This window comes from Kitasatospora sp. NPDC059795, assembly GCF_042732175.1.
Taxonomy (GTDB): domain Bacteria; phylum Actinomycetota; class Actinomycetes; order Streptomycetales; family Streptomycetaceae; genus Kitasatospora.
This window is the reverse complement of the sequence record NZ_JBHWID010000010.1, coordinates 37582-62629: the sequence shown is the minus strand read 5'-3', so window position 1 is coordinate 62629 and position 25048 is coordinate 37582. Positions and strand designations below refer to the sequence as shown.

Sequence of the window (25048 nt, the reverse complement as noted above, 5' to 3'; positions counted from 1 at the left end):
ACGTTCTGTTCTCGGACTGCCTTCCACCGTACGACGCCGAGACGGCCGGGCCGCCCGCTTCGGGGCGACCCGGCCGTCTCACTGCCGCATGGGTCAGGCGTTCTTGTTCTGCTCCAGGGCGGCGACCGCGCGCTCGGTCACTTCGTCCACCTTGCCGAGGGCGGAGATGGTGACCAGCAGGCCCTGCTCCTGGTAGTAGCCGATGATCGGCTCGGTCTTGGAGTGGTACTCCTCCAACCGGACCCGGACGGCTTCCTCGGTGTCGTCCGAGCGCTGGTACAGCTCGCCGCCGCACTCGTCGCAGACGCCCTCGGTGGTCGGCCGGTTGTACACCACGTGGAAGACGTGGGCGCCGTTCTTGCGGCACAGCCGGCGACCGGCGATCCGCTTGACGACCTCGTCCTCGGAGACCTCCAGGTCCAGCACGCCGTCCAGCGCGATGCCCTGCTCGGTCAGGAAGGCGTCCAGCGCCTCGGCCTGGCCCAGGTTGCGCGGGAAGCCGTCCAGCAGGAAGCCGTTGGCGGCGTCCTCCTGGAGCATGCGGTCCTTGGCCATCCCGATGGTGACCTCGTCGGGCACAAGGCGCCCGGCGTCCATGTAAGCCTTCGCCTCGACACCCAGCGGGGTGCCCTGGCTGATGTTGGCACGGAACAGGTCGCCGGTGGAGATGTGGGGAATGGACAGGGTCTTGGCCAGAACGTGCGCCTGAGTACCCTTCCCGGCCCCCGGGGGTCCGACGAGGACGATACGCATCAGCGGAGGAACCCTTCGTAATTGCGCTGCTGGAGCTGGCTCTCGATCTGCTTCACAGTTTCGAGTCCGACGCCGACGACGATGAGCACGGAGGTGCCGCCGAACGGGAAGTTGGTCTGCTGCCCGAATGCGACGAGGGCGACCATCGGGATCAACGCGATCAGGCCCAGGTACAGCGAACCCGGCCACGTGATGCGGGTGAGCACGTAGTTCAGGTACTCGGCCGTCGGTCGGCCGGCCCGGATGCCCGGGATGAACCCACCATACTTCTTCATATTGTCGGCAACTTCTTCGGGGTTGAAGGAGATGGCGACGTAGAAGAACGCGAAGAACACGATCAGCACGAAGTAGGTGGCCATGTAGATCGGGTGGTCACCCTTGATGAAGTGGTTCTTGATCCAAATCGCCCACCCCGCCTGCGAGTTGGTCAACTGCACCACCAACGCCGGGATGTACAGCAGCGAGGAGGCGAAGATGACCGGGATCACACCGGCCTGGTTGACCTTCAGCGGGATGTAGGTCGAGGTGCCGCCGAACGCGCGGCGGCCGATCATCCGCTTCGCGTACTGCACCGGGATCCGGCGCTGGGCCTGCTCGACGAAGATGACCAGGCAGACCACGATGATGCCGACCAGGATGACGGCGGAGAACTCGCCCCAGCCGTCCAGCAGCTTGCCGGAGCCCTTGATGGCCCACATCGAGCCGGGGAAGCCGGCCGCGATGGAGGTGAAGATCAGGATCGACATGCCGTTGCCGATGCCGCGGTCGGTGATCAGCTCACCCAGCCACATGATCACGGTGGTGCCGGCGGTCATGATGATGACCATGGTGGCGATCCGGAAGATCGACGTGTCCGGCACGATGTTCTGACCCTGCGGGCAGCTGGAGAACAGCGCGCCGCTGGACGCGGTCGCGAGGATGCCGGTGCCCTGCAGCACCGCGAGCGCGATGGTCAGGTAACGGGTGTACTGGGTGATCTTCGCCTGGCCGGACTGCCCCTCCTTCTTCAGGGCCTCCAGCCGCGGAATGACCACGGTGAGCAACTGCAGGATGATGCTGGCCGTGATGTACGGCATGATGCCGAGCGCGAAGATGGTCAGCTGTAGCAGCGCGTTGCCGCTGAACAGGTTGACCAGCCCGAACAGGCCCTCCTTCTGACCGCTCACGCACGCGTGAACCGCCTCGAAGTTGATCCCGGGCATCGGAATGTGGGCGCCCAGCCGGAACAGCACCATGATGCCCAGCGTGAACAGCAGCTTCTTGCGCAGGTCGGGCGTCTGGAACGCCCGCGCGAACGCACTGAGCACGGTGCCTCCTGCGCCTCCCGCGCGTCGTCGGCGGAAGGGTCGGTCCTGATGTGGGGAAAGGGAACTTCACGGACTCTAACAGTGCCCGGGCGCTCGACAGAAGCGCACACAGCCGCTCCCCCACGCATGGGGTACGGCTTGCCCGGGTTTGACACACAAATCCTGCACGCCTGTTCAAGTCGGAAACGCAGCCGGGCCCCGCGCCTCTCTTTCTCAAGAGAGGCGCGGGGCCCGGTTTCTGTCCGTGCGTCAGATCAGCGACGTCACAGCAGCTCGGTGACCGAGCCGCCCGCGGCGGTGATCTTCTCGGCGGCGGAGCCGGAGACGGCGTCGACCGTCACCTGCAGCGCAACCGCGATGTCGCCCTGACCGAGAACCTTGACGAGCTCGTTCTTGCGAACGGCGCCCTTCGCGATCAGGTCGGCGACGGTGACCTCGCCACCGTTCGGGTAGAGCTCGGCCAGACGGTCCAGGTTCACGACCTGGAACTGCTTGTGGGCCGGGTTCTTGAAGCCCTTCAGCTTCGGCAGGCGCATGTGGAGGGGCATCTGGCCACCCTCGAAGCGCTGCGGAACCTGGTAGCGGGCCTTGGTGCCCTTGGTACCACGACCTGCGGTCTTACCCTTGGAGCCCTCACCACGACCGACGCGGATCTTGTCGGTCTTGGCGCCGGGCGCCGGACGCAGGTTGTGGATCTTGATGGGGGAGTTGTCCGCCATTTCAGTCCACCTCCTCGACCGTGACGAGGTGGCGAACGGTGTGGACCATGCCGCGGATCTCCGGGCGGTCCTCCTTCACCACGGTGTCGTTCAGCCGCTTCAGGCCGAGCGAACGCAGGGTGTCACGGTGGTTCTGCTTGCTACCGATGTACGACTTGGTCTGGGTGACCTTCAGGCGAGCCATCAGGCGCTCACCCCAGCCGCACGGGCCCGGAGCAGCGCGGCCGGGGCCACGTCCTCCAGGGGCAGGCCACGACGGGCGGCGATCTCCTCGGGGCGCACGAGGCCCTTCAGAGCAGCCACGGTGGCGTGCACGATGTTGATCGCGTTGTCCGAGCCGAGCGACTTCGACAGGATGTCGTGAACGCCGGCGCACTCCAGGACGGCACGCACCGGGCCACCGGCGATAACGCCGGTACCGGGGGACGCCGGCTTCAGCAGCACGACGCCGGCGGCCTTCTCACCCTGGATGGGGTGCGGGATGGTGCCCTGGATACGGGGGACCTTGAAGAAGTTCTTCTTGGCCTCCTCAACGCCCTTGGCGATGGCGGCCGGAACCTCCTTCGCCTTGCCGTAGCCGACACCCACGGTGCCGTCACCGTCGCCCACCACGACCAGCGCGGTGAAGCTGAAACGACGACCACCCTTGACAACCTTGGCGACACGGTTGATCGCGACGACGCGCTCGACGTAAGCAGTCTTCTCGGCGACCGGGGCGCCGCCCCGCTCGTCACGCTTACGGTCGCGCCGCTCGCCACCCGTGCCGCGACCGGCGCCGCCTTCGCGGCGCTGGGGTCCAGCCATTGGAATTACCTCTCTCGTTTACGTCCGCCGACAGAGTCGACGAGCGGCTTAGAAGTCGAGCCCGGCCTCGCGAGCCGCGTCCGCCAGGGCGGCGATGCGGCCGGCGTACCGGTTGCCCGCGCGGTCGAAGACGACCGACTCGACGCCGGCAGCCTTGGCGCGCTCGGCGACCAGGCTTCCGACCTTCTTGGCCAGCTCGGTCTTGTCGCCCTCGGCGCCCTTGATGGACACGTCGAGGGTGGACGCCGACGCCAGGGTGTGACCCTTGGCGTCGTCGATGACCTGGGCGACCATGTGGCGGTTCGAACGCGTCACGACGAGGCGCGGACGCACCTCGGTGCCGACGACGCGCTTACGAACGCGAATGGCGCGGCGCTTGCGGGCGGCGTTCTTGTAGGCGTTGCCCTTGCCGATCTTGACAGAGACGCTCATCGCTTACTTACCACTCTTTCCGACCTTGCGGCGGATGACCTCGCCCGCGTACTTGACGCCCTTGGCCTTGTACGGGTCGGGCTTGCGCAGCTTGCGGATCTTCGCGGCGACCTCGCCGACCTTCTGCTTGTCGGTGCCGTCCACGTGGAACTTGGTGGGCGACTCGACGACGAAGGAGATGCCCTCCGGCGCCTCGACCAGAATCGGGTGGCTGTAGCCCAGCGCGAACTCCATGTTGGAGCCCTTCGCCGTGACTCGGTAACCGACACCGCTGATCTCCAGCGACTTGCGGTAGCCCGCGGTCACGCCGGTGATCATGTTCGCCACCAGCGTGCGCGACAGGCCGTGCAGGGCCTTCGACTGACGCTCGTCGTTCGGGCGGGAGACGACCAGAGTGCCGTCCTCGCCCTTGCCGATCTCGATCGGCGCGGCGACGACGTGGGTGAGCGAACCCTTGGGGCCCTTCACCGAGACCGTCTGGCCGTCGATGGTGACGTCCACACCAGCGGGAACCTGGATGGGCAGCCGTCCAATGCGCGACATTGCTGTACCTCCGTTTCCCGAATTACCAGACGTAGGCGAGAACTTCTCCGCCTACGCCCTTCTTGGCGGCCTGCTTGTCGGTCAGGAGGCCGGAGGACGTGGAGATGATCGCCACGCCCAGGCCGCCGAGAACCTTCGGCAGGTTGGTGGACTTTGCGTAAACACGCAGACCCGGCTTGCTGATGCGCTTGATGCCGGCGATGGAGCGCTCACGGTTGGGACCGAACTTGAGCTCGATGGTCAGCTTCTTGCCGACCTCGTTCTCGGTGGGGTCCTCAACCTTGTAGGAGGAGATGTAACCCTCCTGCTGCAGGATCTCGGCGACGTGCGCCTTGATCTTGCTCGACGGCATCACGACGGAGTCGTGGTACGCCGAGTTGGCGTTACGCAGACGAGTGAGCATGTCTGCGATCGGGTCGGTCATGGTCATGGTGGCCTCAGGCCTCTCTCGCCGTGGTTTCTCCGCACCAGGTCCCCCTCCGCGCACTCGCGAAAGAGTGCGAAAGGGGCACAAGCGCAGGGGACCTACGTCGTAGTAAGACTGGGTTGCGCGAGCCCTCATTCAGAGAGCCACGGAACGTCCGGAAAAGACGCCGCGGCAGGGGCCCGACCCCACTACCTTACGGGATCCCTCTCGGGACTCCAAAAGCCGGGGGTCGGGCACACTGCTTCGCTGTTCAGAGCAGCTGGTAAGGGACTACCAGGAGCTCTTGGTCACGCCCGGCAGCTCGCCGCGGTGGGCCATCTCACGGAGGCACACACGGCACAGGCCGAACTTGCGGTACACCGAGTGCGGACGGCCGCAGCGCTGGCACCGGGTGTACGCCCGGACGCCGAACTTCGGCTTGCGCTCGGACTTAGCGATCAGGGCCTTCTTCGCCATGGCTCACGCCTCCTTGAACGGGAAGCCCAGAGCGCGCAGGAGCGCCCGGCCCTCATCGTCGGTCTGAGCGGTGGTCACGACGGTGATGTCCATACCGCGCTGACGGTCGACCTTGTCCTGGTCGATCTCGTGGAACATGACCTGCTCGGTCAGACCGAAGGTGTAGTTGCCACGGCCGTCGAACTGCTTCGGAGAGAGGCCGCGGAAGTCACGGATACGCGGCAGAGCCAGCGACACCAGACGGTCCACGAACTCCCACATGCGGTCACCACGGAGGGTGACGTGGGCGCCGATCGGCTGACCCTCGCGCAGCTTGAACTGCGCGATGGACTTGCGGGCCTTGGTCACGGCCGGCTTCTGACCGGTGATCGCGGTCAGGTCCTTGATGGCACCCTCGATCAGCTTGCTGTCACGGGCAGCCTCGCCGACACCCATGTTGACCACGACCTTGACCAGGCCGGGGATCAGCATGACGTTCTCGTACGAGAACTCCTCGTGCAGCTGGCCCTTGACCTCGGAGAGGTACTTCTCCTTGAGGCGGGGGGCCACCTTCTCAACAGTCGTCTCAGACATCAGATGTCCTCACCCGTCCGCTTGGCAACGCGGATCTTGTTGCCCTGGTCGTCGAAGCGGTAGCCGACGCGGGTAACGACCTTCTTGCCGTCCTTCTCCACGACCAGCTGGACGTTGGAGACGTGCACCGGGGCCTCGACGGTCACGATGCCACCCTGGGTACCGGGACCCGGCTTGGTGTGCTTCTTGACCCGGTTGACACCCTCGACCAGGACCTTGTTGTCAGCCGGCATGGCCTGAATGACCTTGCCCTGCTTGCCCTTGTCCTTGCCGGTGATGACCTGGACCAGGTCACCCTTCTTGATCTTCATGCTGTTCGCCATGGGTTAGAGCACCTCCGGCGCCAGCGAGATGATCTTCATGAACTTCTTGTCGCGCAGCTCGCGGCCCACCGGGCCGAAGATGCGGGTACCGCGGGGGTCGCCATCGGTGTTCTTGAGAACGACAGCGGCGTTCTCGTCGAAACGGATGTACGAGCCGTCCGGACGGCGGCGCTCCTTGACGGTGCGAACGACGACGCACTTCACGACGTCGCCCTTCTTCACCGAACCGCCGGGGATCGCGTCCTTGACGGTGGCGACGATGACGTCGCCGATACCGGCGTAGCGGCGACCGGAGCCACCGAGAACGCGGATGCAGAGAATTTCCTTCGCACCCGTGTTGTCGGCGACGCGCAGTCGCGACTCCTGCTGGATCACAGCATTCTCCTGATCGTCAACAAGTGTTGACGGGCCGGCCGCTGCTCACACCTGCACCCTTGCGGGCCTGGTGCACATACGGCCGTACCGCGAACAACCTTGTTACTTGGCCTTCTCGAGGATCTCGACGACGCGCCAGCGCTTCGTCGCGGACAGCGGCCGGGTCTCCATCAGGAGGACACGGTCGCCGACACCGCACGCGTTCTGCTCGTCGTGCGCCTTCAGCTTGTTGGTACGGCGGATGACCTTGCCGTACAGCGCGTGCTTGACGCGGTCCTCGACGGCGACGACGACGGTCTTGTCCATCTTGTCGCTGACGACGAGACCCTCACGGGTCTTGCGGAAGCCGCGCGTCTCGTTGGTGTTCTCAGTCATCAGGCGTTCTCCACCGTCTCGATGCCCAGCTCGCGCTCGCGCATCAGGGTGTAGATCCGCGCGATGTCCTTACGGACCAGCCGGAGCCGTCCGTGGTTGTCGAGCTGCCCGGTCGCCGCCTGGAAGCGGAGGTTGAACAGCTCCTCCTTGGCCTCACGGAGCTTGGCAACGAGGCCCTCGTTGTCCAGCTCGCGAAGCTCAGCAGCCTTGGTAGCGGCCGACATCAGCTCTCACCGTCCTCGCGCCGAACGATCCGGCACTTCATCGGAAGCTTGTGCGCGGCACGCGTGAGCGCCTCGCGGGCAATCTTCTCGTTCGGGTACGACAGTTCGAACATGACCCGACCCGGGTGCACGTTCGCGATCCACCACTCCGGCGAACCCTTACCGGAACCCATGCGGGTTTCGGCCGGCTTCTTGGTGAGCGGGCGGTCCGGGTAGATGTTGATCCAGACCTTGCCGCCACGACGGATGTGACGGGTGATCGCGATACGAGCGGACTCGATCTGACGGTTCGTCACGTAGGCCGGGGTCACGGCCTGGATGCCGAACTGGCCGAACGCCAGCTCGGTGCCACCCTTGGCAGCGCCGCGGCGCTTCGGGTGGTGCTGCTTGCGGTGCTTGACCCGACGGGGGATCAGCATGAGGGTCAGGCCTCCGTTCCGGTGTTCTCAGCGGCGGCCGGAGCCTCCACCGCGGCAGCCGGGGCCTGGGCCTCGGCAGCAGCGGCGGGACGACGGCCGCGACCACCGCGCTCGCCACCACGGCCACCGCGCTCGCCACCGCGAGCGGGACGACCGCCCTCGGGACGGGCCGGGCGGTTGCCGGAGCGGGCAGCGGCGTTCTCAGCGCGGACCTCGGCGATGTTCTTGACGTCGCCCTTGTAGATCCAGACCTTCACGCCGATGCGGCCGAAGGTGGTCTTGGCCTCGAAGAAGCCGTAGTCGACGTTCGCGCGCAGGGTGTGCAGCGGCACACGGCCTTCGCGGTAGAACTCCGAACGGCTCATCTCGGCGCCGCCGAGACGACCGGAGCACTGGACCTTGATGCCCTTGGCGCCGGCCTTCATGGTCGACTGCATGCTCTTACGCATGGCGCGACGGAAGGAGACGCGGGAGGACAGCTGCTCCGCGACACCCTGCGCAACGAGCTGGGCGTCCATCTCGGGGTTCTTGACCTCGAGGATGTTCAGCTGGACCTGCTTGCCGGTCAGCTTCTCCAGCTTGCCGCGGATCTTGTCGGCCTCCGTGCCACGGCGGCCGATCACGATGCCCGGGCGGGCGGTGTGGATGTCCACGCGGACACGGTCACGGGTGCGCTCGATCTCAACCTTCGAGATGCCGGCGCGCTCCATGCCCTGCGTCATGAGACGCCGGATGGCGACGTCTTCCTTGACGTAGTCCTTGTACAGCTTGTCGGCGTACCAACGGGACTTGAAGTCCGTGCTGATGCCGAGGCGGAACCCGTGCGGGTTAACCTTCTGGCCCATTACCGGGTCCCTTCCTTGCTGCTGACGACCACGGTGATGTGGCTGGTCCGCTTGCGGATCCGGTAGGCACGGCCCTGGGCACGCGGACGGAACCGCTTCAGGGTCGGACCCTCGTCAACGTACGCCTCGGAGATGTAGAGGTCGTCCACGTTGGAGTGGTTGTAGTTGTGCGCGGCGTTGGCAATGGCGCTGTTGAGCACCTTGCCGACCGGCACGGTGGCAGCCTGCGGAGCGAAACGCAGGACCGCCTGGGCCTCCGTGGCCGGCAGGCCACGGATGAGGTCCACCACGCGGCGGGCCTTCATGGGCGTGACGCGGATGTACCGCGCCTGGGCCCTGGCTTCCATGGTTGTCCCCTTAATGGAGTAAGTCACTTTGTCGTTCTGGCGCTACAGCTCGGAAGCGATTAGCGACGCTTCGACTTGCGGTCTTCCTTCACGTGCCCCTTGAAGGTGCGCGTGGGAGCGAACTCGCCGAGCTTGTGGCCGACCATCGACTCGGTGACGAACACCGGGACGTGCTTGCGGCCATCGTGAACCGCGATCGTGTGGCCGAGCATGGCCGGGGAGATCACGGAACGACGGGACCAGGTCTTGATGACGTTCTGCGTGCCCGCCTCGTTCTGCACGTCCACCTTCTTCTGAAGGTGGTCGTCGATGAAGGGGCCCTTCTTGAGACTGCGCGGCATCTGACCTGCTCCTAGCGCTTCTTGTTGGTCTTGCGGCGGCGCACGATGAGCTTGTCCGACGCCTTGTTCGGGCGACGGGTGCGGCCCTCGGGCTTGCCCCACGGCGAGACCGGGTGGCGACCACCGGAGGTCTTACCCTCACCACCACCGTGCGGGTGGTCGATCGGGTTCATGGCCACACCACGCACGGTCGGGCGGACGCCCTTCCAGCGCATACGGCCGGCCTTGCCCCAGTTGATGTTCGACTGCTCGGCGTTGCCGACCTCGCCGACGGTCGCGCGGCAGCGCGCGTCCACCAGGCGGATCTCACCGGAGGGCATGCGCAGGTGCGCCATGCGACCCTCACGGGCGAGCAGCTGAATGCCGGAACCCGCGGAACGGGCCAGCTTGGCGCCACCGCCGGGACGGAGCTCCACCGCGTGGATGGTGGTACCGACCGGGATGTTGCGCAGCGGCAGGTTGTTGCCCGGCTTGATGTCGGCGCCAGCGCCGTTCTCGATCCGGTCACCCTGCGCGACGCCGCGGGGGGCGATGATGTAGCGCTTCTCGCCGTCCGCGTAGTGCAGGAGCGCGATGCGCGCGGTGCGGTTGGGGTCGTACTCGATGTGAGCGACCTTGGCCGGCACGCCGTCCTTGTCGTGACGACGGAAGTCGATCAGACGGTAGGCGCGCTTGTGACCGCCACCCTGGTGGCGAGCGGTGACACGACCGGCGTTGTTACGGCCGCCCTTGCTGTGCAGCGGGCGAACCAGCGACTTCTCCGGCGTGGACCGCGTGATTTCGACGAAGTCGGCCACGCTGGAGCCACGACGGCCCGGCGTAGTCGGCTTGTACTTGCGGATACCCATTTCTGTCCTCGTCCTTTACGACGATCCCAGTCCCTGACGAAGCGTCAGGAAACCGGACCACCGAAGATGTCGATGCGGTTGCCCTCGGCCAGCGTCACGATCGCGCGCTTGGTGTCCTTGCGCTTACCGAAACCCGTCTTGGAGCGCTTGCGCTTGCCCTGACGGTTCAGCGTGTTCACGGCCTCGACCTTGACCGAGAAGACCGCCTCGACGGCCTGCTTGATCTGGGTCTTGTTGGCACCGGGCGCCACGACGAACGTGTACTTGTTCTCGTCGAGGAGCGAGTAGCTCTTCTCCGAGATGACCGGCTTGATCAGGACGTCACGGGGGTCCGTGTACGTCTTGGAGGTGATCTCGCTCATCAGGCGGCAGTCCCTTCGAGCTCGCCCTCAGCAGCAACGGCCTTGGCGGACGCGGCCGGACCGGCCACGAAACGCTCGAAGGCGGCCTGGGTGAAGACCACATCGTCGGAGACGAGCACGTCGTAGGTGTTCAGCTGGCCGGCGTCCAGGATGTGCACGTTCGCCAGGTTGCGAGCGGACAGGATGCCCAGCTCGTCCTCGCGCTCGACCACCAGGAGGAGGTTCTTGCGCTCGGAGATCTTGCCGAACAGGACCTTGGCGGCCTTGGTCGACGGAGCCTCGGTCGCGGTCACGCCGGTGACGACGTGGATGCGCTCGTGGCGGGCCCGGTCGGTGAGCGCGCTGCGCAGGGCGGCGGCGATCATCTTCTTCGGGGTCCGCTGCGAGTAGTCACGCGGCACGGGACCGTGCACGACGCCACCACCGGTGAACTGCGGCGCGCGGGTCGAGCCCTGACGGGCGCGGCCGGTGCCCTTCTGGCGGTACGGCTTACGACCGCCACCACGGACCTCGCCACGACGCTTGACCTTGTGGGTGCCCTGACGGGCCGCAGCGAGCTGCGCCACGACGACCTGGTGCATCAGCGGAACGCTGACCTTGGCGTCGAAGATCTCGGCGGGCAGCTCCAGGCTGCCGGCCTTGTCGCCGGCCGGCGACAGAATGTCAATGGTGCTCATATCCTTCACAGCCCCTTCGCCGCGGTGCGGACGAGGACGAGGCCGCCGTTCGGACCCGGGATCGCGCCCTTGATGAGCAGCAGACCCTTCTCCGCGTCGACCGCGTGCACGGTCAGGTTCTGGGTGGTCACACGCTCGTGGCCCATCCGACCCGCCATGCGCATGCCCTTGAACACACGGCCCGGGGTGGCGCAGCCACCGATGGAACCGGGCGAACGGTGCTTGCGCTGGGTGCCGTGACCGGCGCCGAGGCCCTTGAAGTTGTGACGCTTCATGACACCGGCGAAGCCCTTGCCCTTGGAGGTGCCGGTCACATCGACCTTGACACCCGCCTCGAACAGCTCGGCGGTGATCTCCTGGCCCAGGGTGTACTCGGACGCGTCCGAGGTACGCAGCTCGACCAGGTGGCGACGGGGGGTGACACCGGCCTTGGCGAAGTGACCCTGGAGGGGCTTGTTCACCTTGCGGGGGTCGATCTCGCCGAAGCCGATCTGGACGGCGTCGTAGCCGGCCGGGCTGCCGGCGGTGTGGACCTGGGTCACGACATTCGGCCCAGCCTTGACGACGGTCACCGGAACGATCCGGTTGTTCTCGTCCCAGACCTGGGTCATGCCGAGCTTCTCGCCCAGGATGCCCTTAATCTGCTTAGCCATCTTCGGTGCGCCTCTCAGAGCTTGATCTCGATGTCGACGCCCGCCGGCAGGTCGAGACGCATCAGCGAGTCAACCGTCTTCGGCGTGGGGTCGAGGATGTCGATCAGACGCTTGTGAGTGCGCATCTCGAAGTGCTCGCGCGAGTCCTTGTACTTGTGCGGCGAGCGGATGACGCAGTAAACGTTCTTCTCAGTGGGCAGCGGCACCGGGCCCGCAACCTGCGCACCAGTCCGGATCACCGTCTCGACGATCTTCTTCGCCGAGGAATCGATGACCTCGTGGTCGTAGGCCTTGAGCCGGATGCGGATCTTCTGTCCCGCCATGGCTACTCCGTAGTCCTTTGTGTCGTACGTCGCCACTCGACCCTCCTCCGACCCCCGCGCTCGGGCGTGTCGCACTCGCGCTTGCAAAAAACCGGCGAACAGGTCCGTCGGCCTCGAACTGCTGGGAGAGGTGAGCCGGGTTGATACCCCGCATACGCTTCCCGGAAGATTCCCGTACTTTCGCCCCGCAGCTGCCGTGGTGTCGCTTACACACCACTGCACCCACACACAGCACGTGGGCACATGGACGGCCATTCACGGGAACGACGAGTACATGGGACTCGCTTCCGGTCCTCCCGACGGGAGGCGCGCAGCATCGGTACTCAACCGAGCAACTTGGACATCCTGCCACAGAATGCGGGCGATGCGCCAATCGGGCCCACCCGCAGCAGTGCACGTCACACCGGGTGCGGGCCGGCCGGCGTCCGGAAACGCCGAGGGCCCGGCCCCCTCCCTCGCGGGACGGGGCCGGGCCCTGCAGTTGACCAGAGGTCAGATCGGCAATTACTTGACGATCTTGGTGACCTGGCCGGCGCCGACGGTGCGGCCACCCTCACGGATGGCGAACTTCAGGCCCTCCTCCATGGCGACGGGCTGGATCAGCGCGACGGTCATGGCGGTGTTGTCGCCCGGCATGACCATCTCGGTGCCCTCGGGGAGGGTCACGACGCCGGTCACGTCCGTGGTACGGAAGTAGAACTGCGGGCGGTAGTTGTTGAAGAACGGGGTGTGACGGCCACCCTCGTCCTTCGACAGGATGTAGGCCTGGGCCTCGAAGTCGGTGTGCGGGGTGACCGAACCCGGCTTGATGATGACCTGGCCGCGCTCGACGTCCTCGCGCTTGATGCCACGGAGCAGCAGACCGACGTTCTCACCGGCCTGGCCCTCGTCGAGCAGCTTGCGGAACATCTCGATACCGGTGACCGTGGTGGTGGTCTTGGTGGTCTTGATGCCGATGATGTCGACGGTCTCGTTGACCTTGAGGATGCCACGCTCGATGCGGCCGGTGACGACGGTGCCACGACCGGTGATCGTGAAGACGTCCTCGATCGGCATCAGGAACGGCTGGTCGGTGAGGCGAGCCGGGGTCGGGATGGCCTCGTCGACCGCGTGCATCAGGCCGAGGAGCTTCTCGCCCCACTCCTTGTCGCCCTCCAGCGCCTTCAGCGCGGAGACGCGGACGACCGGCAGGTCGTCGCCCGGGAACTCGTACTCGGAGAGGAGCTCACGGACCTCGAGCTCGACGAGCTCCAGGATCTCCTCGTCGTCCACCATGTCGGCCTTGTTCAGGGCGACAACGATGTAGGGGACGCCGACCTGGCGGGCCAGGAGGACGTGCTCCTTGGTCTGCGGCATCGGGCCGTCGGTGGCGGCGACGACGAGGATCGCACCGTCCATCTGGGCCGCACCGGTGATCATGTTCTTGATGTAGTCCGCGTGACCCGGGCAGTCGACGTGGGCGTAGTGACGCGCCTCGGTCTGGTACTCGACGTGCGCGATCGAGATGGTGATACCGCGCTGACGCTCCTCCGGCGCCTTGTCGATCTGGTCGAACGGCGTGAAGGGGTTGATGTCCGGGTACGCGTCGTGCAGCACCTTGGTGATGGCCGCGGTCAGCGTGGTCTTACCGTGGTCGATGTGACCAATGGTGCCGATGTTGACGTGGGGCTTCGTCCGCTCGAACTTCGCCTTCGCCACTGCAGTCCTCCTGAGGACAGTTCTGTACGCCGTACGACGTCAGTTGGTCTGGATCGGGTTATTGGAACGGGGCGCTGGTCGCGCCCCATTGCCGTCCCGCGGGTGGGGGTGCCGGAGGGCTCCCGGGCGGAACCCGGACGGGTGAACGCCCGGGTGCCCTCCTTCTAGCCTAAAGGGTCTGATTCATCCCGATTACCGGGACGTCACTCGCCCTTGGCCTTGGCGATGATGTCGTCCGCCACGTTCCGCGGAACCTCGGCGTACGAGTCGAACTGCATCGAGTAGCTTGCGCGACCAGAGGTCTTGCTGCGCAGGTCACCGACGTAGCCGAACATTTCGGAGAGCGGCACCAGCGCCTTGACGACGCGAGCGCCGTGACGCTCCTCCATGGCCCGGATCTGGCCACGGCGGGAGTTGATGTCGCCGATCACGTCGCCCATGTAGTCCTCGGGGGTGGTGACCTCGACGGCCATCATCGGCTCGAGCAGAGCCGGCGACGCCTTCCGGGCACCTTCCTTGAACGCCATGGAACCGGCGATCTTGAACGCGAGCTCGGACGAGTCGACGTCGTGCGACGCACCGTCGAGCAGGCTCACGCGGACGCCCTGGAGCGGGTAGCCGGCGAGAACGCCGAACTCCATGGCTTCCTGGCAACCGGCGTCGACCGACGGGATGTACTCGCGCGGGACGCGGCCACCGGTGACCTTGTTGACGAACTCGTAGCCCTCGCCGGACTCGAGCGGCTCGATCGCGATCTGGATCTTCGCGAACTGGCCGGAGCCACCGGTCTGCTTCTTGTGCGTGTAGTCGATGCGCTCGACGGCCTTGCGGATCGTCTCGCGGTACGCGACCTGCGGCTTGCCGACGTTGGCCTCGACCTTGAACTCACGACGCATACGGTCGACCAGCACCTCGAGGTGCAGCTCGCCCATACCCGCGATGATGGTCTGGCCGGTCTCTTCGTCCGTGTTGACCTGGAAGGACGGGTCCTCCTCGGCCAGGCGCTGGATGGCGACACCCAGCTTCTCCTGGTCGCCCTTGGACTTGGGCTCGATCGCGACGCGGATGACCGGGGCCGGGAAGTCCATGGACTCCAGGATGACCGGCTGCTTCTCGTCGGACAGCGTCTCACCGGTGGTGGTCTGCTTCAGGCCCATCACGGCGATGATGTCGCCGGCGCCCACCGAGTCGATCTCCTCACGCTTGTTCGCGTGCATGCGGTAGATCTTGCCGATGCGCTCCTTCTTGCCCTTGACGGAGTTCAGCACCGAGGTGCCGGACTCCAGGCGGCCGGAGTACACGCGGACGAAGGTGAGCTTGCCCAGGTGCGGGTCGGACATGATCTTGAACGCGAGGGCGGCGAGCGGCTCGTCGTCAGAGGCCTGACGGACGATCTTCTCCTCGTCGTTGCCCGGCTTCGTACCCTCGATGCCCTCGATGTCGAGCGGCGACGGCAGGTACTTCACGACCGCGTCGAGCAGGGGCTGAACGCCCTTGTTCTTGAACGCGGAGCCGCAGAAGATCGGGGTGAAGGACGAGTCCAGGGTGCCCTTGCGGATCGCGGCGATCAGCAGCTCCTCGGGGATGTCCTCGCCCTCCAGGGCGAGCTCCATCACCTCGTCGCTGATGTTCGACACGGTGTCGATCAGGGCCTCGCGGTACTCCGCCGCCTGCTCGGCCAGGTCGGCCGGGATCTCGACGGTGTCGTACATCTCGCCCTTGGGGGCGTCGGCCGAGTAGACCAGGGCCTTCATCTTCACCAGGTCGACGACACCGGTGAAGTCACCCTCGGCGCCGATCGGCAGCTGCATGACCAGCGGGGTGGCGCCGAGGCGGTCCACGATGGTCTGCACGCAGAAGAAGAAGTTGGCGCCCGTGCGGTCCAGCTTGTTGATGAAGCAGATGCGCGGGACACCGTAGCGGTCAGCCTGCCGCCACACGGTCTCGGACTGGGGCTCGACACCGGCGACGCCGTCGAACACGGTCACGCCACCGTCGAGGACGCGCAGCGAGCGCTCCACCTCGACGGTGAAGTCGACGTGGCCCGGGGTGTCGATGATGTTGATCGTGTTCTCGACACCGTCGAGGGTCCAGTGGCAGGTCGTCGCGGCAGACGTGATGGTGATGCCGCGCTCCTGCTCCTGCTCCATCCAGTCCATGGTGGCAGCGCCATCGTGGACCTCACCGATCTTGTACGAGACACCGGTGTAGAACAGGATCCGCTCGGTGGTGGTGGTCTTGCCCGCGTCGATGTGCGCCATGATCCCGATGTTGCGGACCTTGGCGAGGTCAAGGGAGGTTGCAGCCATGGTGGCTCGTTCTCTCTCTGTCTAGTGACGGGGTTGGGACTACCAGCGGTAGTGCGCGAAGGCCTTGTTGGACTCGGCCATCTTGTGGGTGTCCTCGCGACGCTTCACGGAAGCGCCCAGGCCGTTGCTGGCGTCGAGGATCTCGTTGAGCAGACGCTCGGTCATGGTCTTCTCGCGACGGGCGCGGGAGTAACCGACCAGCCAGCGCAGCGCCAGGGTGTTGGCGCGGCCCGGGCGGACCTCGACCGGCACCTGGTAGGTGGCGCCACCGACGCGGCGGGACTTGACCTCGAGGGTCGGCTTGACGTTCTCCAGCGCGCGCTTGAGCGCGACAACCGGGTCGGCGCCGGTCTTCTCACGGACACCCTCAAGGGCGCCGTAGACGATCCGCTCGGCGGTGGAGCGCTTGCCGTGCAGCAGGATCTTGTTGACCAGCGAGGTCACCAGCGGGGAGCCGTAGACCGGGTCGATGATGACCGGGCGCTTCGGGGCGGGGCCCTTACGAGGCATTCTTACTTCTCCTTCTTGGCGCCGTAGCGGCTGCGAGCCTGCTTGCGGTTCTTGACACCCTGGGTGTCGAGCGAGCCGCGGATGATCTTGTAGCGGACACCAGGAAGGTCCTTCACACGGCCACCGCGGACCAGCACGATGGAGTGCTCCTGCAGGTTGTGGCCCTCGCCCGGAATGTAAGCGGTGACCTCGATCCCGCTGGTGAGGCGCACACGGGCGACCTTGCGGAGAGCCGAGTTCGGCTTCTTCGGGGTGGTCGTGTACACACGCGTGCAGACGCCGCGACGCTGGGGCGAACCCTTCAGTGCGGGCGTCTTGTTCTTCTCGACCTTGTCCTGCCGGCCCTTTCGGACCAGCTGCTGGATCGTAGGCACCGTTTCTCCGTTTTCTGTGTGCCAAGGCTTGGTGGAACTAACCTGCGGTATGGCCCCCACCCACCGACCCACGCGGTCGGGCGTGTTGGCCTTCTTCGGGGGAAGAATCGCGGAATCCCATGAGCTGCGCTGCGGCTACGGCACACACCGAGCGGGTGGAGTCTCCGCTGCGGCGGCCGATCTGCTGGCACGCACAAGGACCCGGGCACACCCCAGGCACAAGGTCAGAGCGTACCTAGCGCACAGGCGGCGGTCAAAACAAATGGGGCGCGCCGGAGCGGTCACCGCCCGTACCACGCCCGACCGGCGGGATCTCCGCTCAGTGCGGACCGCCGCTGCTCGACACCATGACCACCAGGAGGAAGAACAGCGCCCACCCGGCGACCGACAGCCAGCCGAACACCAGCCCGAGGATCGCCAGACCGTCGCCGTCCTCCTTGGTGCGGCGGATCTGCGAGCGGGCCATGTGGCCGGTGATCACGGCCGGCAGGGCGGTGATGCCGCCGGTGACCACGCACAGGCCGCCGAGGATCGCCGAGGCCACCGCCAGGCTGTTGTTGGGGCGCGGGGCGGGCAGCGGGGGCGGCAGCGGCATGAAGGTCGGCGGGACGGGCGCGCCGAACGGGGCGACCAGCGGCCCGGACGGCAGGTCGACGACCAGCGCGGACAACTGCCCGTAGGTGGCGGCCTGGTGGGCCGAACTCATCCGCTGCTCGTACTCGGCGGCGGTGAGCCGGCCCTCGGCGTAGGCAGCCTTCAGCACGTCCACGGTGCGCTCGCGGTCGGCATGCGCGGCCCGCATCGCGCCCTGCGGTGTCGCCACCGGCTGCCAGGGCTGCTGCCCGTACGGCGCCGGTGTTCCCCACTGACCGGCCATCGCGGCCACCTCCCGTTCCCCGCACCGACCGTGCGCCTCTCAGCATGCAGGACGAACGGCGGGTCCGGGTAGTTGCCGAATCGCCCGGGGTGACCGGTCGACTGCCGGTCCACGCAACGGCAATACCGCCACATGGGGGATGGAAAGGTAAAGAAATGATCATAAGGTCGAGTCGTTCTGCCCGGCCCGACCCGACGAGGAGACCACCCGCCATGGAGGCGACCACCCCGCCGCCCGCCGTCTCGATCCGCGACCTGTGGAAGCGCTTCGGTGCGCAGACCGCCGTCGCAGGACTGAACCTCGACCTGCCCGCCGGTTCGTTCATCGGACTGGTCGGCCCGAACGGCGCCGGCAAGACCACCACGCTGTCCATGGTCACCGGCCTGCTGCGGCCCGATCAGGGCACCGTGCTGGTGCACGGCGCCGACGTCTGGCAGGACCCGGTCGCGGTCAAGTCCCGGATCGGCATCCTGCCCGAGGGCCTGCGCATGTTCGAGCGGCTCAGCGGGCGCGAACTGCTCCAGTACAACGGCCGGTTGCGCGGCCTGCCCGGCGCCGAGACCGACCGGCGCGCCGAGGAGCTGCTGGCCGTGCTCGACCTGACCGGCTCCGCCGACAAGCTGGTCGCCGACTACTCCACCGGCATGCGCAAGAAGATCGGCCTGGCCGCGGCGCTGCTGCACAACCCCGACGTGCTGTTCCTGGACGAACCGTTCGAGGGCGTCGACCCGGTGTCCGCGCAGACCATCCGCGGCGTCCTCACCCGGTACGCCGCCTCCGGCTCCACCGTGGTGTTCTCCAGCCACGTGATGGAGCTCGTCGAGTCGCTGTGCGACTGGGTCGCCGTGGTCAACGCCGGCCAGGTGGTCGCCGCCGGGCCGCTCGACCAGGTGCGCGGCGAGACCTCGCTGCACCAGGCGTTCCTCGGGCTGGTCGGCGTCCGCGAGGACGACGGGCAGGCGCTCGGCTGGCTCGGCGGGGGCCACCGGTGAGCGCTGCCGTCACCTCCGCGGACGACCGGGCCGTCGTCCGCACGCTGGTCTCGCTGAAGGTCCGGCTGCTGCGCAACGGGCTGCGGCGCAGCCCCGGTCGGGCCGCCGGCTACCTGATCGGCACCTGCCTCGGGCTGCTGTTCGGCGTGTCCGCGGCCGCCGGGCTGGTGGTGCTGCACGGGCACGACGGCGCCGCCGACGCCGCCGTGGTGCTCACCGCCGGGCTGGCGGTCTGCTGGACCGCCATGCCGCTGTTCTTCTTCGCCGGTGACGAGAGCGCCGACCCGACCCGGCTCACCATGCTGCCGCTGCGCCCGCAGGCCCTGCTGCGCGGCACCCTGTTCGGCAGCCTGGTCGGCCCGGGCCCGCTGATCGGCCTGCTGATGCTGGCCGGCGCCGCCGTCGCGGCCGGGCGGGGCGCGGCCTCCGCAGTCGTCGCGGTGCTCGCCGTGCCGCTGACCCTGCTGCTGCTGATCGCCCTGACCCGTTCGGTGGCCGCCGCCAACGCCCGGCTGCTGTCCAGCCGGCGCGGCAAGGACTTCGCGATCTTCGGCGGCCTGCTCTTCGCGGTGCTGGTGCAGATCGGCAACCTGGGCATGCAGAGCGCCGTCCGCGGCCCCGACCAGAGCCTCGACCTGTCGGTGCTGCACCCGTACGCGGCGGTGGTGCGCTGGATACCGCCGGTCTCCGCGATCGACGCGGTGCGCTCGGCCGGGGACGGCGCCTACCTGGTCGCGGCGCTGCAACTCGCGCTGGCCGGCGGCCTGTTGGCCGTCCTGCTGCGGTGGTGGCTGCGCAGCCTGCAGAGCCTGATGGTCTCCGGCGACGCCTCCACGCTGGTGGAGACCTCCTCGGTGCACCACGGCCGGGCCGCCCGCGGCTGGCGGCTGCTGCCCGCCGGCCGGGTCGGCACCGTCGCCCAGCGGCACCTGCGGTACGCCTGGCGGGAGCCCCGCGCCAAGGCGGCGATCTTCACCGGCGTCGGCATGACCGGCGTGATCTCGGCGCTGTCGGTGGTGCAGGGCTGGGGCTCGGTGTACGTGATCGGGATCGGCGGGCTGATGCTCGGCCTGCAGGCCGGCAACCTGTTCGGCATGGACGGCTCCGGGTTCTGGATGGTCGCGGCCGGTCTGAGCACCCGCCAGGACGCCCGCGACGAGCTGCGCGGCCGGGTGTTCGCCGTGCTCTCGTACAGCGTCGTCGTCCTGCTGGTGGTCGGCCCGGTGCTGGCCGCCGTCACCGGGCGGTGGGCGGAGCTCGCGCCCGCGCTCGGCGTGGCGTTCGCCGCCCTCGGCACCAGCCTCGGCCTGGGCAGCGTGATCAGCGTCTACGCCCCGTTCGCGCTGCCCGCCGACGGCAACCCGATGCGCAGCGCCGCGCCCGGTCAGAACGGCGTGGTGATGCTCAACGCCTTCGGGTCGATGCTCGGCGTCTCGCTGGGCTGCGCGCCGGTCGGCATCCTCCTCGGTGTCCTGCTGATCTCGCACTCGCCGGCCTGGCCGGTGCTGCCGATCGGCGTGCTGTACGGCGCGGCGACGGCCCTGCTGGGCATCCGGGTGGCGTCGGCCGGGCTGATCAAGCGGCTGCCGGAGATCCTCGCCCGGGTGATCGAGCGCTGACCCGCGCCTGGCCCGGGGCGCGCCGCTATCATGCGTGCGCGCCCGGGGCCGACCCCCCGCGGGCTCGGGGGGAGAACGCACCATGGGGACCGGCATCGCCGCCGCGGACCACGCGCAGCACTACGGCTGGACGGACAGCCCGTTCTGGACGCACACCGTGCTGCCGATGCTCGGGGTGCTGCTGGTGCTGCGGCTGGTCACGGCCTTCTCGCTCGGCCGCAGCCAGCACGGCTACCGGGCCCGACTGCTGTCCCGGCACCGGCGTGCGCAGATCCGCACCCTGCTGACCGGGGACGCCTCGCGCCGGCAGGCCGAGCTGCGGGCGCTGCGGTCCGCGTACCCGCCGCGGTGGATCGCCTCCGGGGTGGAGCTGGTGCTGCCGGTGGTGGTGGCGGGCGGGCTCGCGGTGCTGCTCTGGATCGGCATGCACACGCAGTTCACCGACCCGAACGACGTTCTGGACCGGGAGGCGGTGCGGACCAGCCCGCCGTGGCTGGCCTCGCGCGCGCTGCTCGCGCTGTTCGGCGGCGAGGGCGGGTTCGGCGCGGCACTGACCGGCCTGGTGCTGACCGCGCTCTGGCAGCTGCTGTGGGCCCGCACCCGGTTCCTGGTGCTGTGCGCCCGGATGCCGTCCGGCACCTGGGAGCACTCCCGGCTGCGCCGCTACCTGGTGCCGGTGCTCGCCGCCCAGTTCGTGCTGCTGCCGCTGGCGCTGCCGAACGGCGCGCTGATCGGGTCGGTGGTGTGGCAGCTGTGCTCGCTGTGGACCACCCGCCGCCTGAACCTGCTGCCGACGGCCGCGCCCGCCCCGCCGTTGACGGGTGTCACCGCGGCCGCGGAGGCGCCCGCCGGGGCCGTCCGGGAGACCGTCGACACGCTCGGCGCGGCCGCCTCCGCGCGCCTCCGGTCGATCCGCGAGGCCCGCGCGGCGCAGCACACCCGCCGTGCCCGGGAGGCCGCCGCGCGGGCCGCCGCCGCGCAGAACGAGGCGGAGCTCGCCGCCCGGGACGCCGAGATCGCCCGGCAGGTGCGCGCCGACTCGGAGGCGCTGCGGGCCGCCCGGGAGGCCGAACGGGTCGGGGCGGCGGCCCGGTTCGCGGCCGAGCCCACGGTGGCCGGCCCGTCGGCCGCAGCTCCTCCGGCTCCCGCGGCTCCTCCGGCTCCGGCGGCAACGGTGCTCGACACCGGCGGGCTGCCGAAGGTCGACGCCAAGCCGCTGCCGAACGGCGCGCCGGCCGCGATCGGCGGGTACCGGCTGCTCGGGCTGATCGGCTCGGGCGGCTTCGGGACCGTCTACCTGGCGCGCCGCCAGGGCTCCGCCACCGTCGTCGCGCTGAAGACCCTGCACGCCGACGACGAGCACGACGAGGACCTGCGCCGCCGGTTCGCGAACGAGGCGAAGGTGCTGGCCCAGGCACCGGCCGCGCACACCGCGCGGGTGCTGGACACCGGCGTCGCCGACGGCACCCCGTTCATCGCCATGGAGCTGCTCGACGGCCGCCCGCTGCAGGCGTTCCTGCGCGAGCGCGGCACGCTCGCCGACCCGGTGGCGCTGCGGGCGCTGGCGGTGGCGCTGGCCGTCTCGCTGGACGCCCTGCACCGCGGCGGGCTGGTGCACCGGGACCTGAAGCCGTCCAACATCATGATGACCAGCGACGGCCCCAAGCTGCTGGACTTCGGCATCTCGCTGATGGCCGACCACACCCGGCTGACCCGGACCGGCGGCCTGGTCGGCACCCCGGTCTTCATGGCCCCGGAGCAGCTGGGCGAGGGGCCGGTGGGCCCGGCCGCCGACGTCTGGGCGTGGGCGTGCTGCCTGGTGTGCGCGGCGCACGGCGAGAGCCCGTTCGCGACCGCCAACCAGTTCGTCGTCTACCACCGGGTGCGGAACGAGGAGCCCGACCCGGCGGGGATCGCCGCCGTGCGGGCGCTCGACCCGGAACTGGCCGGCGTCGTGGAGCGGGCCCTCGCCAAGGACCTCGCGGTCCGTCCGGCCGACGGGGCGGCGCTGCTGGCGCTGCTCACCGCGGACGGGACGCCCGCGGAGCGGCAGATCGCGCGCGGCTGGGACGCCCTGGGCGGCTGACCGGTCCGGCGGGGTGGGGCGCTCCGGCATCATGGGAGGCGTCCCTCCCCCGTCGCCCCAGGAAGCAGGACCACTGTGACCAGCACCGATCAGTCCGTCGACGAGCTGTTGGCGGAGGCGGTGGGCCGGGTGGTGGGCGCGCCGGCCGACGGGGTGGAGTTCGTGGTGGACGGCGCGGCGTCGGTGCTGGCGGCGTCGGCGGACCAGTGGCCGGCGGTGAGCCGGGCGCTGCTGGGTTTCGCGGAGCGGTCGGTGGGCCGGTGCTGGGCGGCGGGCTGGCGGCCGGCCGATCTGGTGCGGGTGGTGCGGCGCGAGCTGGCCCCGGTGCAGGTGGCGCTGGCGGTGGACCTGATCGCGGCGGAGGGCCGCCGGCATCCGGCGGCCTCGCTGGACCGGCGTTGGCTGGACCAGCTGCGGGAGTTGGAGGCGGAGCCGTGGTGGCCGTCCGACGAGGCGTACCTGCAGGCGTTCGCGGAGCGGCACCGGCTGGACCGGTTCGCGCTGGCGACGGCGGCGCTGGAGCTGCTGCGGATATGGGCGCTGCTGCCGCCCGTCCAGCCGGTGGGTCCGGTACCGGGGCAGTCCGCGCCGCGGGCGAGCGGGCCGCGGGCCGGCGAGCCGCGGATGCTGGGGCGGATCCGGGCGCTGCTGGCGAAGGCCGAGTCGACGGGGTTCCCGGACGAGGCCGAGGCGCTGACCGCGAAGGCGCAGGAGTTGATGGCGCGGCACTCGATCGACGAGGCGCTGCTGTCGGCGGGCGGCCCGTCGGCGGACGAGCCGGCGGCGCTGCGGATCGGCGTGGACAACCCGTACGAGGGCCCGAAGACGATGCTGCTGGACGCGGTGGCGGCGGCGAACCGGTGCCGGGTGGTGTGGGCGAAGGAGTTCGGGTTCTGCACGGTGATCGGGTTCGACGCCGACCTGGACGGCGTGGAGCTGCTGTACACCTCGCTGCTGGTGCAGGCGACGGCGGCGATGCACCGGGCGGGCAGCCGCAAGCACAAGGACGGGGCGGCGCGGACGAAGGCGTTCCGGCAGTCGTTCCTGGTGGCGTACGCGGCGCGGATCCGGGAGCGGCTGGCGGACGCCACCGAGCGGGCCACCGAGGACGCGGCGGCAGGTCGCCCGGCCGAGGACGCGGCAGCCGGTCACCCGACCGAGCCCGGCGACCCGGCGGCCGACGGCAGCGGGTCGCTGCCGGTGGCGGCTCCGGCCGGCGGGCTGCTGCCGGTGCTGGCCGCGCGGGCGGAGGCGGTGGACGACGCGGTGGGCCGGATGTTCCCGAAGCTGGTGTCGCAGCGGGTGCGGGTGAGCGACGGCGAGGGCTGGGTCGAGGGACGGGCCGCCGCCGACCGGGCTACGCTGCACCGTGGTTCGGGCCGGATCGCGCGCTGACGAAGCGTCGGCCCGGCGGACGCGAGGGGGGATCGGAGTGGAGTTCTCGGAGCGGGTGCGCGGGTCGCTGCTGGGCGGTGCGCTGGGTGACGCGCTGGGGTGGTCGGTGGAGTTCCTGCACCTGGACAACATCCGGCGGCAGTACGGCAGTTCGGGCCTGACCGAGCTGGCGGACGGCGACCGCGACGGCCACATCACCGACGACACCCAGATGACGCTGTTCACCGCGGAGGGCCTGCTGCGCGGCGGCCGCCGCCGGGACCTGCACGCCGCGTACCGGCGCTGGCTGGAGACGCAGCGGCAGAAGCGTCCGATCCTCCCGGACGGCTGGCTGGCCGCGCAGCCGTTCCTGTACGCCTCCCGGGCGCCGGGCAATGCCTGCATGTCGGGCGTGGTGCTGGACTACCGGGAGGCCGCGCCGTTCGGCCAGGAGGGCCCGGTGAACCCGCAGTCGAAGGGCTGCGGGACGGTGATGCGCTCGGCGCCGTTCGGCCTGGTCGGGCAGGGCCCGGACGAGGCGTTCGGGCGGGCCGCGCTGGCGGCGCAGCTGACGCACGGCCATCCGACGGGCTACCTGGCGGCGGGCGCGTTCGCCGCGCTGATCGCACGCGTGGCGGCCGGGATGCCGCTGCGGGAGGCGGTGTCGGCGACGCTGGAGCAGTTGGCGGCGTTGCCGTTGCACGCGGAGACGGTGCAGGCGCTGCGCCGGGCGGTGCGGGTGGCCGACGAGGGCCCGGGTTCGCCTGAGTCGGTGGAGCGGGTCGGCCTGGGCTGGATCGCCGAGGAGTGCCTGGCGATCGCGGTGTACGCGGCGCTGGTCACCGCGAACCCCCGGGACGCGCTGGTGCTGTCGGTGAACCACTCGGGCGACAGCGACTCGACGGGCGCGGTCTGCGGCAACCTGGTGGGCGCGATGTACGGCGTCTCCGCGCTGCCCGCCGACTGGTGCGCGCTGGTGGAGGGCCGGGATGTGCTGCTGCAGGTCGCCGACGACCTGGTCGCCCACGTCCGCGGCGACCGCGCGGCGCTGGACGGGCGATACCCGCTGCCGGAGCGGTGATC

33 protein-coding genes are annotated in these 25048 nt (G+C 69.0%); 5 read left to right on the top strand and 28 right to left on the bottom strand.

Annotation, left to right across the window (positions count from 1 at the left end):
• Positions 1-93 precede the first annotated feature (93 nt).
• The 28 genes from ACFV4P_RS21230 to ACFV4P_RS21095 form a co-directional block, all read right to left on the bottom strand.
• Positions 94-753, bottom strand: coding sequence for an adenylate kinase (locus tag ACFV4P_RS21230; RefSeq protein ID WP_073807943.1), 660 nt, complete (start codon positions 751-753; stop codon positions 94-96).
• Positions 753-2060 (bottom strand): preprotein translocase subunit SecY, encoded by a 1308-nt coding sequence (gene secY / locus ACFV4P_RS21225; RefSeq protein WP_380473267.1) that lies wholly within the window; start codon positions 2058-2060, stop codon positions 753-755. Before secY ends, ACFV4P_RS21230 begins: the two co-directional genes overlap by 1 nt.
• A gap of 263 nt (positions 2061-2323) precedes the next feature.
• Complete coding sequence (gene rplO, locus ACFV4P_RS21220) at positions 2324-2779, bottom strand: 50S ribosomal protein L15 (RefSeq protein ID WP_073807940.1); 456 nt, start codon at positions 2777-2779, stop codon at positions 2324-2326.
• A 1-nt stretch (position 2780) separates the two neighbouring features.
• Positions 2781-2963 carry a 50S ribosomal protein L30 gene (gene rpmD, locus ACFV4P_RS21215; RefSeq protein WP_014136270.1) on the bottom strand — a complete coding sequence of 61 codons (183 nt, stop codon included), beginning with the start codon at positions 2961-2963 and terminating at the stop codon, positions 2781-2783.
• Complete coding sequence (gene rpsE, locus ACFV4P_RS21210) at positions 2963-3583, bottom strand: 30S ribosomal protein S5 (protein ID WP_043914567.1); 621 nt, start codon at positions 3581-3583, stop codon at positions 2963-2965. Before rpsE ends, rpmD begins: the two co-directional genes overlap by 1 nt.
• A gap of 48 nt (positions 3584-3631) precedes the next feature.
• Entirely contained in the window at positions 3632-4015 is a 384-nt protein-coding gene (rplR, locus tag ACFV4P_RS21205; RefSeq protein WP_073807939.1) for a 50S ribosomal protein L18, read from the bottom strand.
• Positions 4016-4018: 3 nt separating this feature from the next.
• Positions 4019-4558, bottom strand: a complete 540-nt coding sequence (gene rplF, locus ACFV4P_RS21200) for a 50S ribosomal protein L6 (RefSeq protein WP_073807937.1) — start codon at positions 4556-4558, stop codon at positions 4019-4021.
• A 22-nt stretch (positions 4559-4580) separates the two neighbouring features.
• Positions 4581-4988, bottom strand: coding sequence for a 30S ribosomal protein S8 (gene rpsH / locus ACFV4P_RS21195; protein WP_043914570.1), 408 nt, complete (start codon positions 4986-4988; stop codon positions 4581-4583).
• A 267-nt stretch (positions 4989-5255) separates the two neighbouring features.
• Positions 5256-5441 carry a type Z 30S ribosomal protein S14 gene (locus ACFV4P_RS21190; RefSeq protein WP_008747480.1) on the bottom strand — a complete coding sequence of 62 codons (186 nt, stop codon included), beginning with the start codon at positions 5439-5441 and terminating at the stop codon, positions 5256-5258.
• Between the two features lie 3 nt (positions 5442-5444).
• Positions 5445-6014 carry a 50S ribosomal protein L5 gene (gene rplE, locus ACFV4P_RS21185; protein WP_073807936.1) on the bottom strand — a complete coding sequence of 190 codons (570 nt, stop codon included), beginning with the start codon at positions 6012-6014 and terminating at the stop codon, positions 5445-5447.
• Positions 6014-6325, bottom strand: coding sequence for a 50S ribosomal protein L24 (gene rplX, locus ACFV4P_RS21180; protein ID WP_035872243.1), 312 nt, complete (start codon positions 6323-6325; stop codon positions 6014-6016). Before rplX ends, rplE begins: the two co-directional genes overlap by 1 nt.
• Before the next feature lie 15 nt (positions 6326-6340).
• Positions 6341-6712 carry a 50S ribosomal protein L14 gene (rplN, locus tag ACFV4P_RS21175; RefSeq protein ID WP_030300391.1) on the bottom strand — a complete coding sequence of 124 codons (372 nt, stop codon included), beginning with the start codon at positions 6710-6712 and terminating at the stop codon, positions 6341-6343.
• 102 nt (positions 6713-6814) lie between these two features.
• A complete protein-coding gene (rpsQ, locus tag ACFV4P_RS21170; protein WP_014136278.1) occupies positions 6815-7087 on the bottom strand; it encodes a 30S ribosomal protein S17 in 273 nt (90 codons plus the stop codon).
• Positions 7087-7311 (bottom strand): 50S ribosomal protein L29, encoded by a 225-nt coding sequence (rpmC, locus tag ACFV4P_RS21165; protein ID WP_014136279.1) that lies wholly within the window; start codon positions 7309-7311, stop codon positions 7087-7089. Before rpmC ends, rpsQ begins: the two co-directional genes overlap by 1 nt.
• Positions 7311-7730 carry a 50S ribosomal protein L16 gene (rplP, locus tag ACFV4P_RS21160; protein ID WP_030457415.1) on the bottom strand — a complete coding sequence of 140 codons (420 nt, stop codon included), beginning with the start codon at positions 7728-7730 and terminating at the stop codon, positions 7311-7313. The genes rpmC and rplP overlap by 1 nt, the downstream gene beginning before the upstream one ends.
• Positions 7731-7735: 5 nt before the next feature.
• Complete coding sequence (gene rpsC, locus ACFV4P_RS21155; RefSeq protein WP_380473263.1) at positions 7736-8575, bottom strand: 30S ribosomal protein S3; 840 nt, start codon at positions 8573-8575, stop codon at positions 7736-7738.
• On the bottom strand, positions 8575-8922 hold the full coding sequence (gene rplV, locus ACFV4P_RS21150; RefSeq protein WP_014136282.1) for a 50S ribosomal protein L22: 348 nt from the start codon (positions 8920-8922) through the stop codon (positions 8575-8577). The genes rpsC and rplV overlap by 1 nt, the downstream gene beginning before the upstream one ends.
• A 59-nt stretch (positions 8923-8981) precedes the next feature.
• Positions 8982-9263, bottom strand: coding sequence for a 30S ribosomal protein S19 (gene rpsS / locus ACFV4P_RS21145; RefSeq protein ID WP_014136283.1), 282 nt, complete (start codon positions 9261-9263; stop codon positions 8982-8984).
• Positions 9264-9274: 11 nt separating this feature from the next.
• Positions 9275-10111: a 50S ribosomal protein L2 gene (gene rplB, locus ACFV4P_RS21140; RefSeq protein ID WP_043914588.1), complete on the bottom strand. Its 837-nt coding sequence runs from the start codon at positions 10109-10111 to the stop codon at positions 9275-9277.
• A gap of 44 nt (positions 10112-10155) precedes the next feature.
• The gene (gene rplW, locus ACFV4P_RS21135) at positions 10156-10473 is read right to left on the bottom strand and encodes a 50S ribosomal protein L23 (RefSeq protein ID WP_073807931.1); all 318 of its coding nucleotides are present in this window, start codon (positions 10471-10473) and stop codon (positions 10156-10158) included.
• On the bottom strand, positions 10473-11150 hold the full coding sequence (rplD, locus tag ACFV4P_RS21130) for a 50S ribosomal protein L4 (RefSeq protein WP_380473261.1): 678 nt from the start codon (positions 11148-11150) through the stop codon (positions 10473-10475). The genes rplW and rplD overlap by 1 nt, the downstream gene beginning before the upstream one ends.
• A 5-nt stretch (positions 11151-11155) precedes the next feature.
• Positions 11156-11803, bottom strand: coding sequence for a 50S ribosomal protein L3 (rplC, locus tag ACFV4P_RS21125; protein WP_073807928.1), 648 nt, complete (start codon positions 11801-11803; stop codon positions 11156-11158).
• Between the two features lie 14 nt (positions 11804-11817).
• Positions 11818-12126, bottom strand: coding sequence for a 30S ribosomal protein S10 (gene rpsJ / locus ACFV4P_RS21120; protein ID WP_012785157.1), 309 nt, complete (start codon positions 12124-12126; stop codon positions 11818-11820).
• Between the two features lie 504 nt (positions 12127-12630).
• On the bottom strand, positions 12631-13824 hold the full coding sequence (gene tuf, locus ACFV4P_RS21115) for an elongation factor Tu (RefSeq protein ID WP_030457430.1): 1194 nt from the start codon (positions 13822-13824) through the stop codon (positions 12631-12633).
• 203 nt (positions 13825-14027) lie between these two features.
• Positions 14028-16133, bottom strand: coding sequence for an elongation factor G (gene fusA, locus ACFV4P_RS21110; RefSeq protein WP_380473259.1), 2106 nt, complete (start codon positions 16131-16133; stop codon positions 14028-14030).
• Between the two features lie 39 nt (positions 16134-16172).
• Complete coding sequence (rpsG, locus tag ACFV4P_RS21105; protein ID WP_030457432.1) at positions 16173-16643, bottom strand: 30S ribosomal protein S7; 471 nt, start codon at positions 16641-16643, stop codon at positions 16173-16175.
• A 2-nt stretch (positions 16644-16645) separates the two neighbouring features.
• Positions 16646-17017: a 30S ribosomal protein S12 gene (rpsL, locus tag ACFV4P_RS21100; RefSeq protein WP_014144289.1), complete on the bottom strand. Its 372-nt coding sequence runs from the start codon at positions 17015-17017 to the stop codon at positions 16646-16648.
• A gap of 319 nt (positions 17018-17336) precedes the next feature.
• Positions 17337-17894 (bottom strand): DUF1707 and DUF4190 domain-containing protein, encoded by a 558-nt coding sequence (locus ACFV4P_RS21095; RefSeq protein WP_380473257.1) that lies wholly within the window; start codon positions 17892-17894, stop codon positions 17337-17339.
• 212 nt (positions 17895-18106) lie between these two features.
• On the opposite strand from ACFV4P_RS21095, the gene ACFV4P_RS21090 reads away from it, so the two are divergent.
• The 5 genes from ACFV4P_RS21090 to ACFV4P_RS21070 all read left to right on the top strand — a co-directional run bounded on the left by ACFV4P_RS21090 (position 18107) and on the right by ACFV4P_RS21070 (position 25046).
• On the top strand, positions 18107-18886 hold the full coding sequence (locus tag ACFV4P_RS21090; RefSeq protein ID WP_380473255.1) for an ABC transporter ATP-binding protein: 780 nt from the start codon (positions 18107-18109) through the stop codon (positions 18884-18886).
• A complete protein-coding gene (locus ACFV4P_RS21085; RefSeq protein ID WP_380473253.1) occupies positions 18883-20505 on the top strand; it encodes a transporter in 1623 nt (540 codons plus the stop codon). Before ACFV4P_RS21090 ends, ACFV4P_RS21085 begins: the two co-directional genes overlap by 4 nt.
• An 82-nt stretch (positions 20506-20587) precedes the next feature.
• The gene (locus ACFV4P_RS21080) at positions 20588-22591 is read left to right on the top strand and encodes a serine/threonine-protein kinase (RefSeq protein ID WP_380473251.1); all 2004 of its coding nucleotides are present in this window, start codon (positions 20588-20590) and stop codon (positions 22589-22591) included.
• Positions 22592-22666: 75 nt separating this feature from the next.
• On the top strand, positions 22667-23986 hold the full coding sequence (locus tag ACFV4P_RS21075; RefSeq protein ID WP_380473249.1) for a DUF2786 domain-containing protein: 1320 nt from the start codon (positions 22667-22669) through the stop codon (positions 23984-23986).
• Between the two features lie 37 nt (positions 23987-24023).
• Complete coding sequence (locus ACFV4P_RS21070) at positions 24024-25046, top strand: ADP-ribosylglycohydrolase family protein (RefSeq protein ID WP_380473247.1); 1023 nt, start codon at positions 24024-24026, stop codon at positions 25044-25046.
• Positions 25047-25048: the final 2 nt, after the last annotated feature.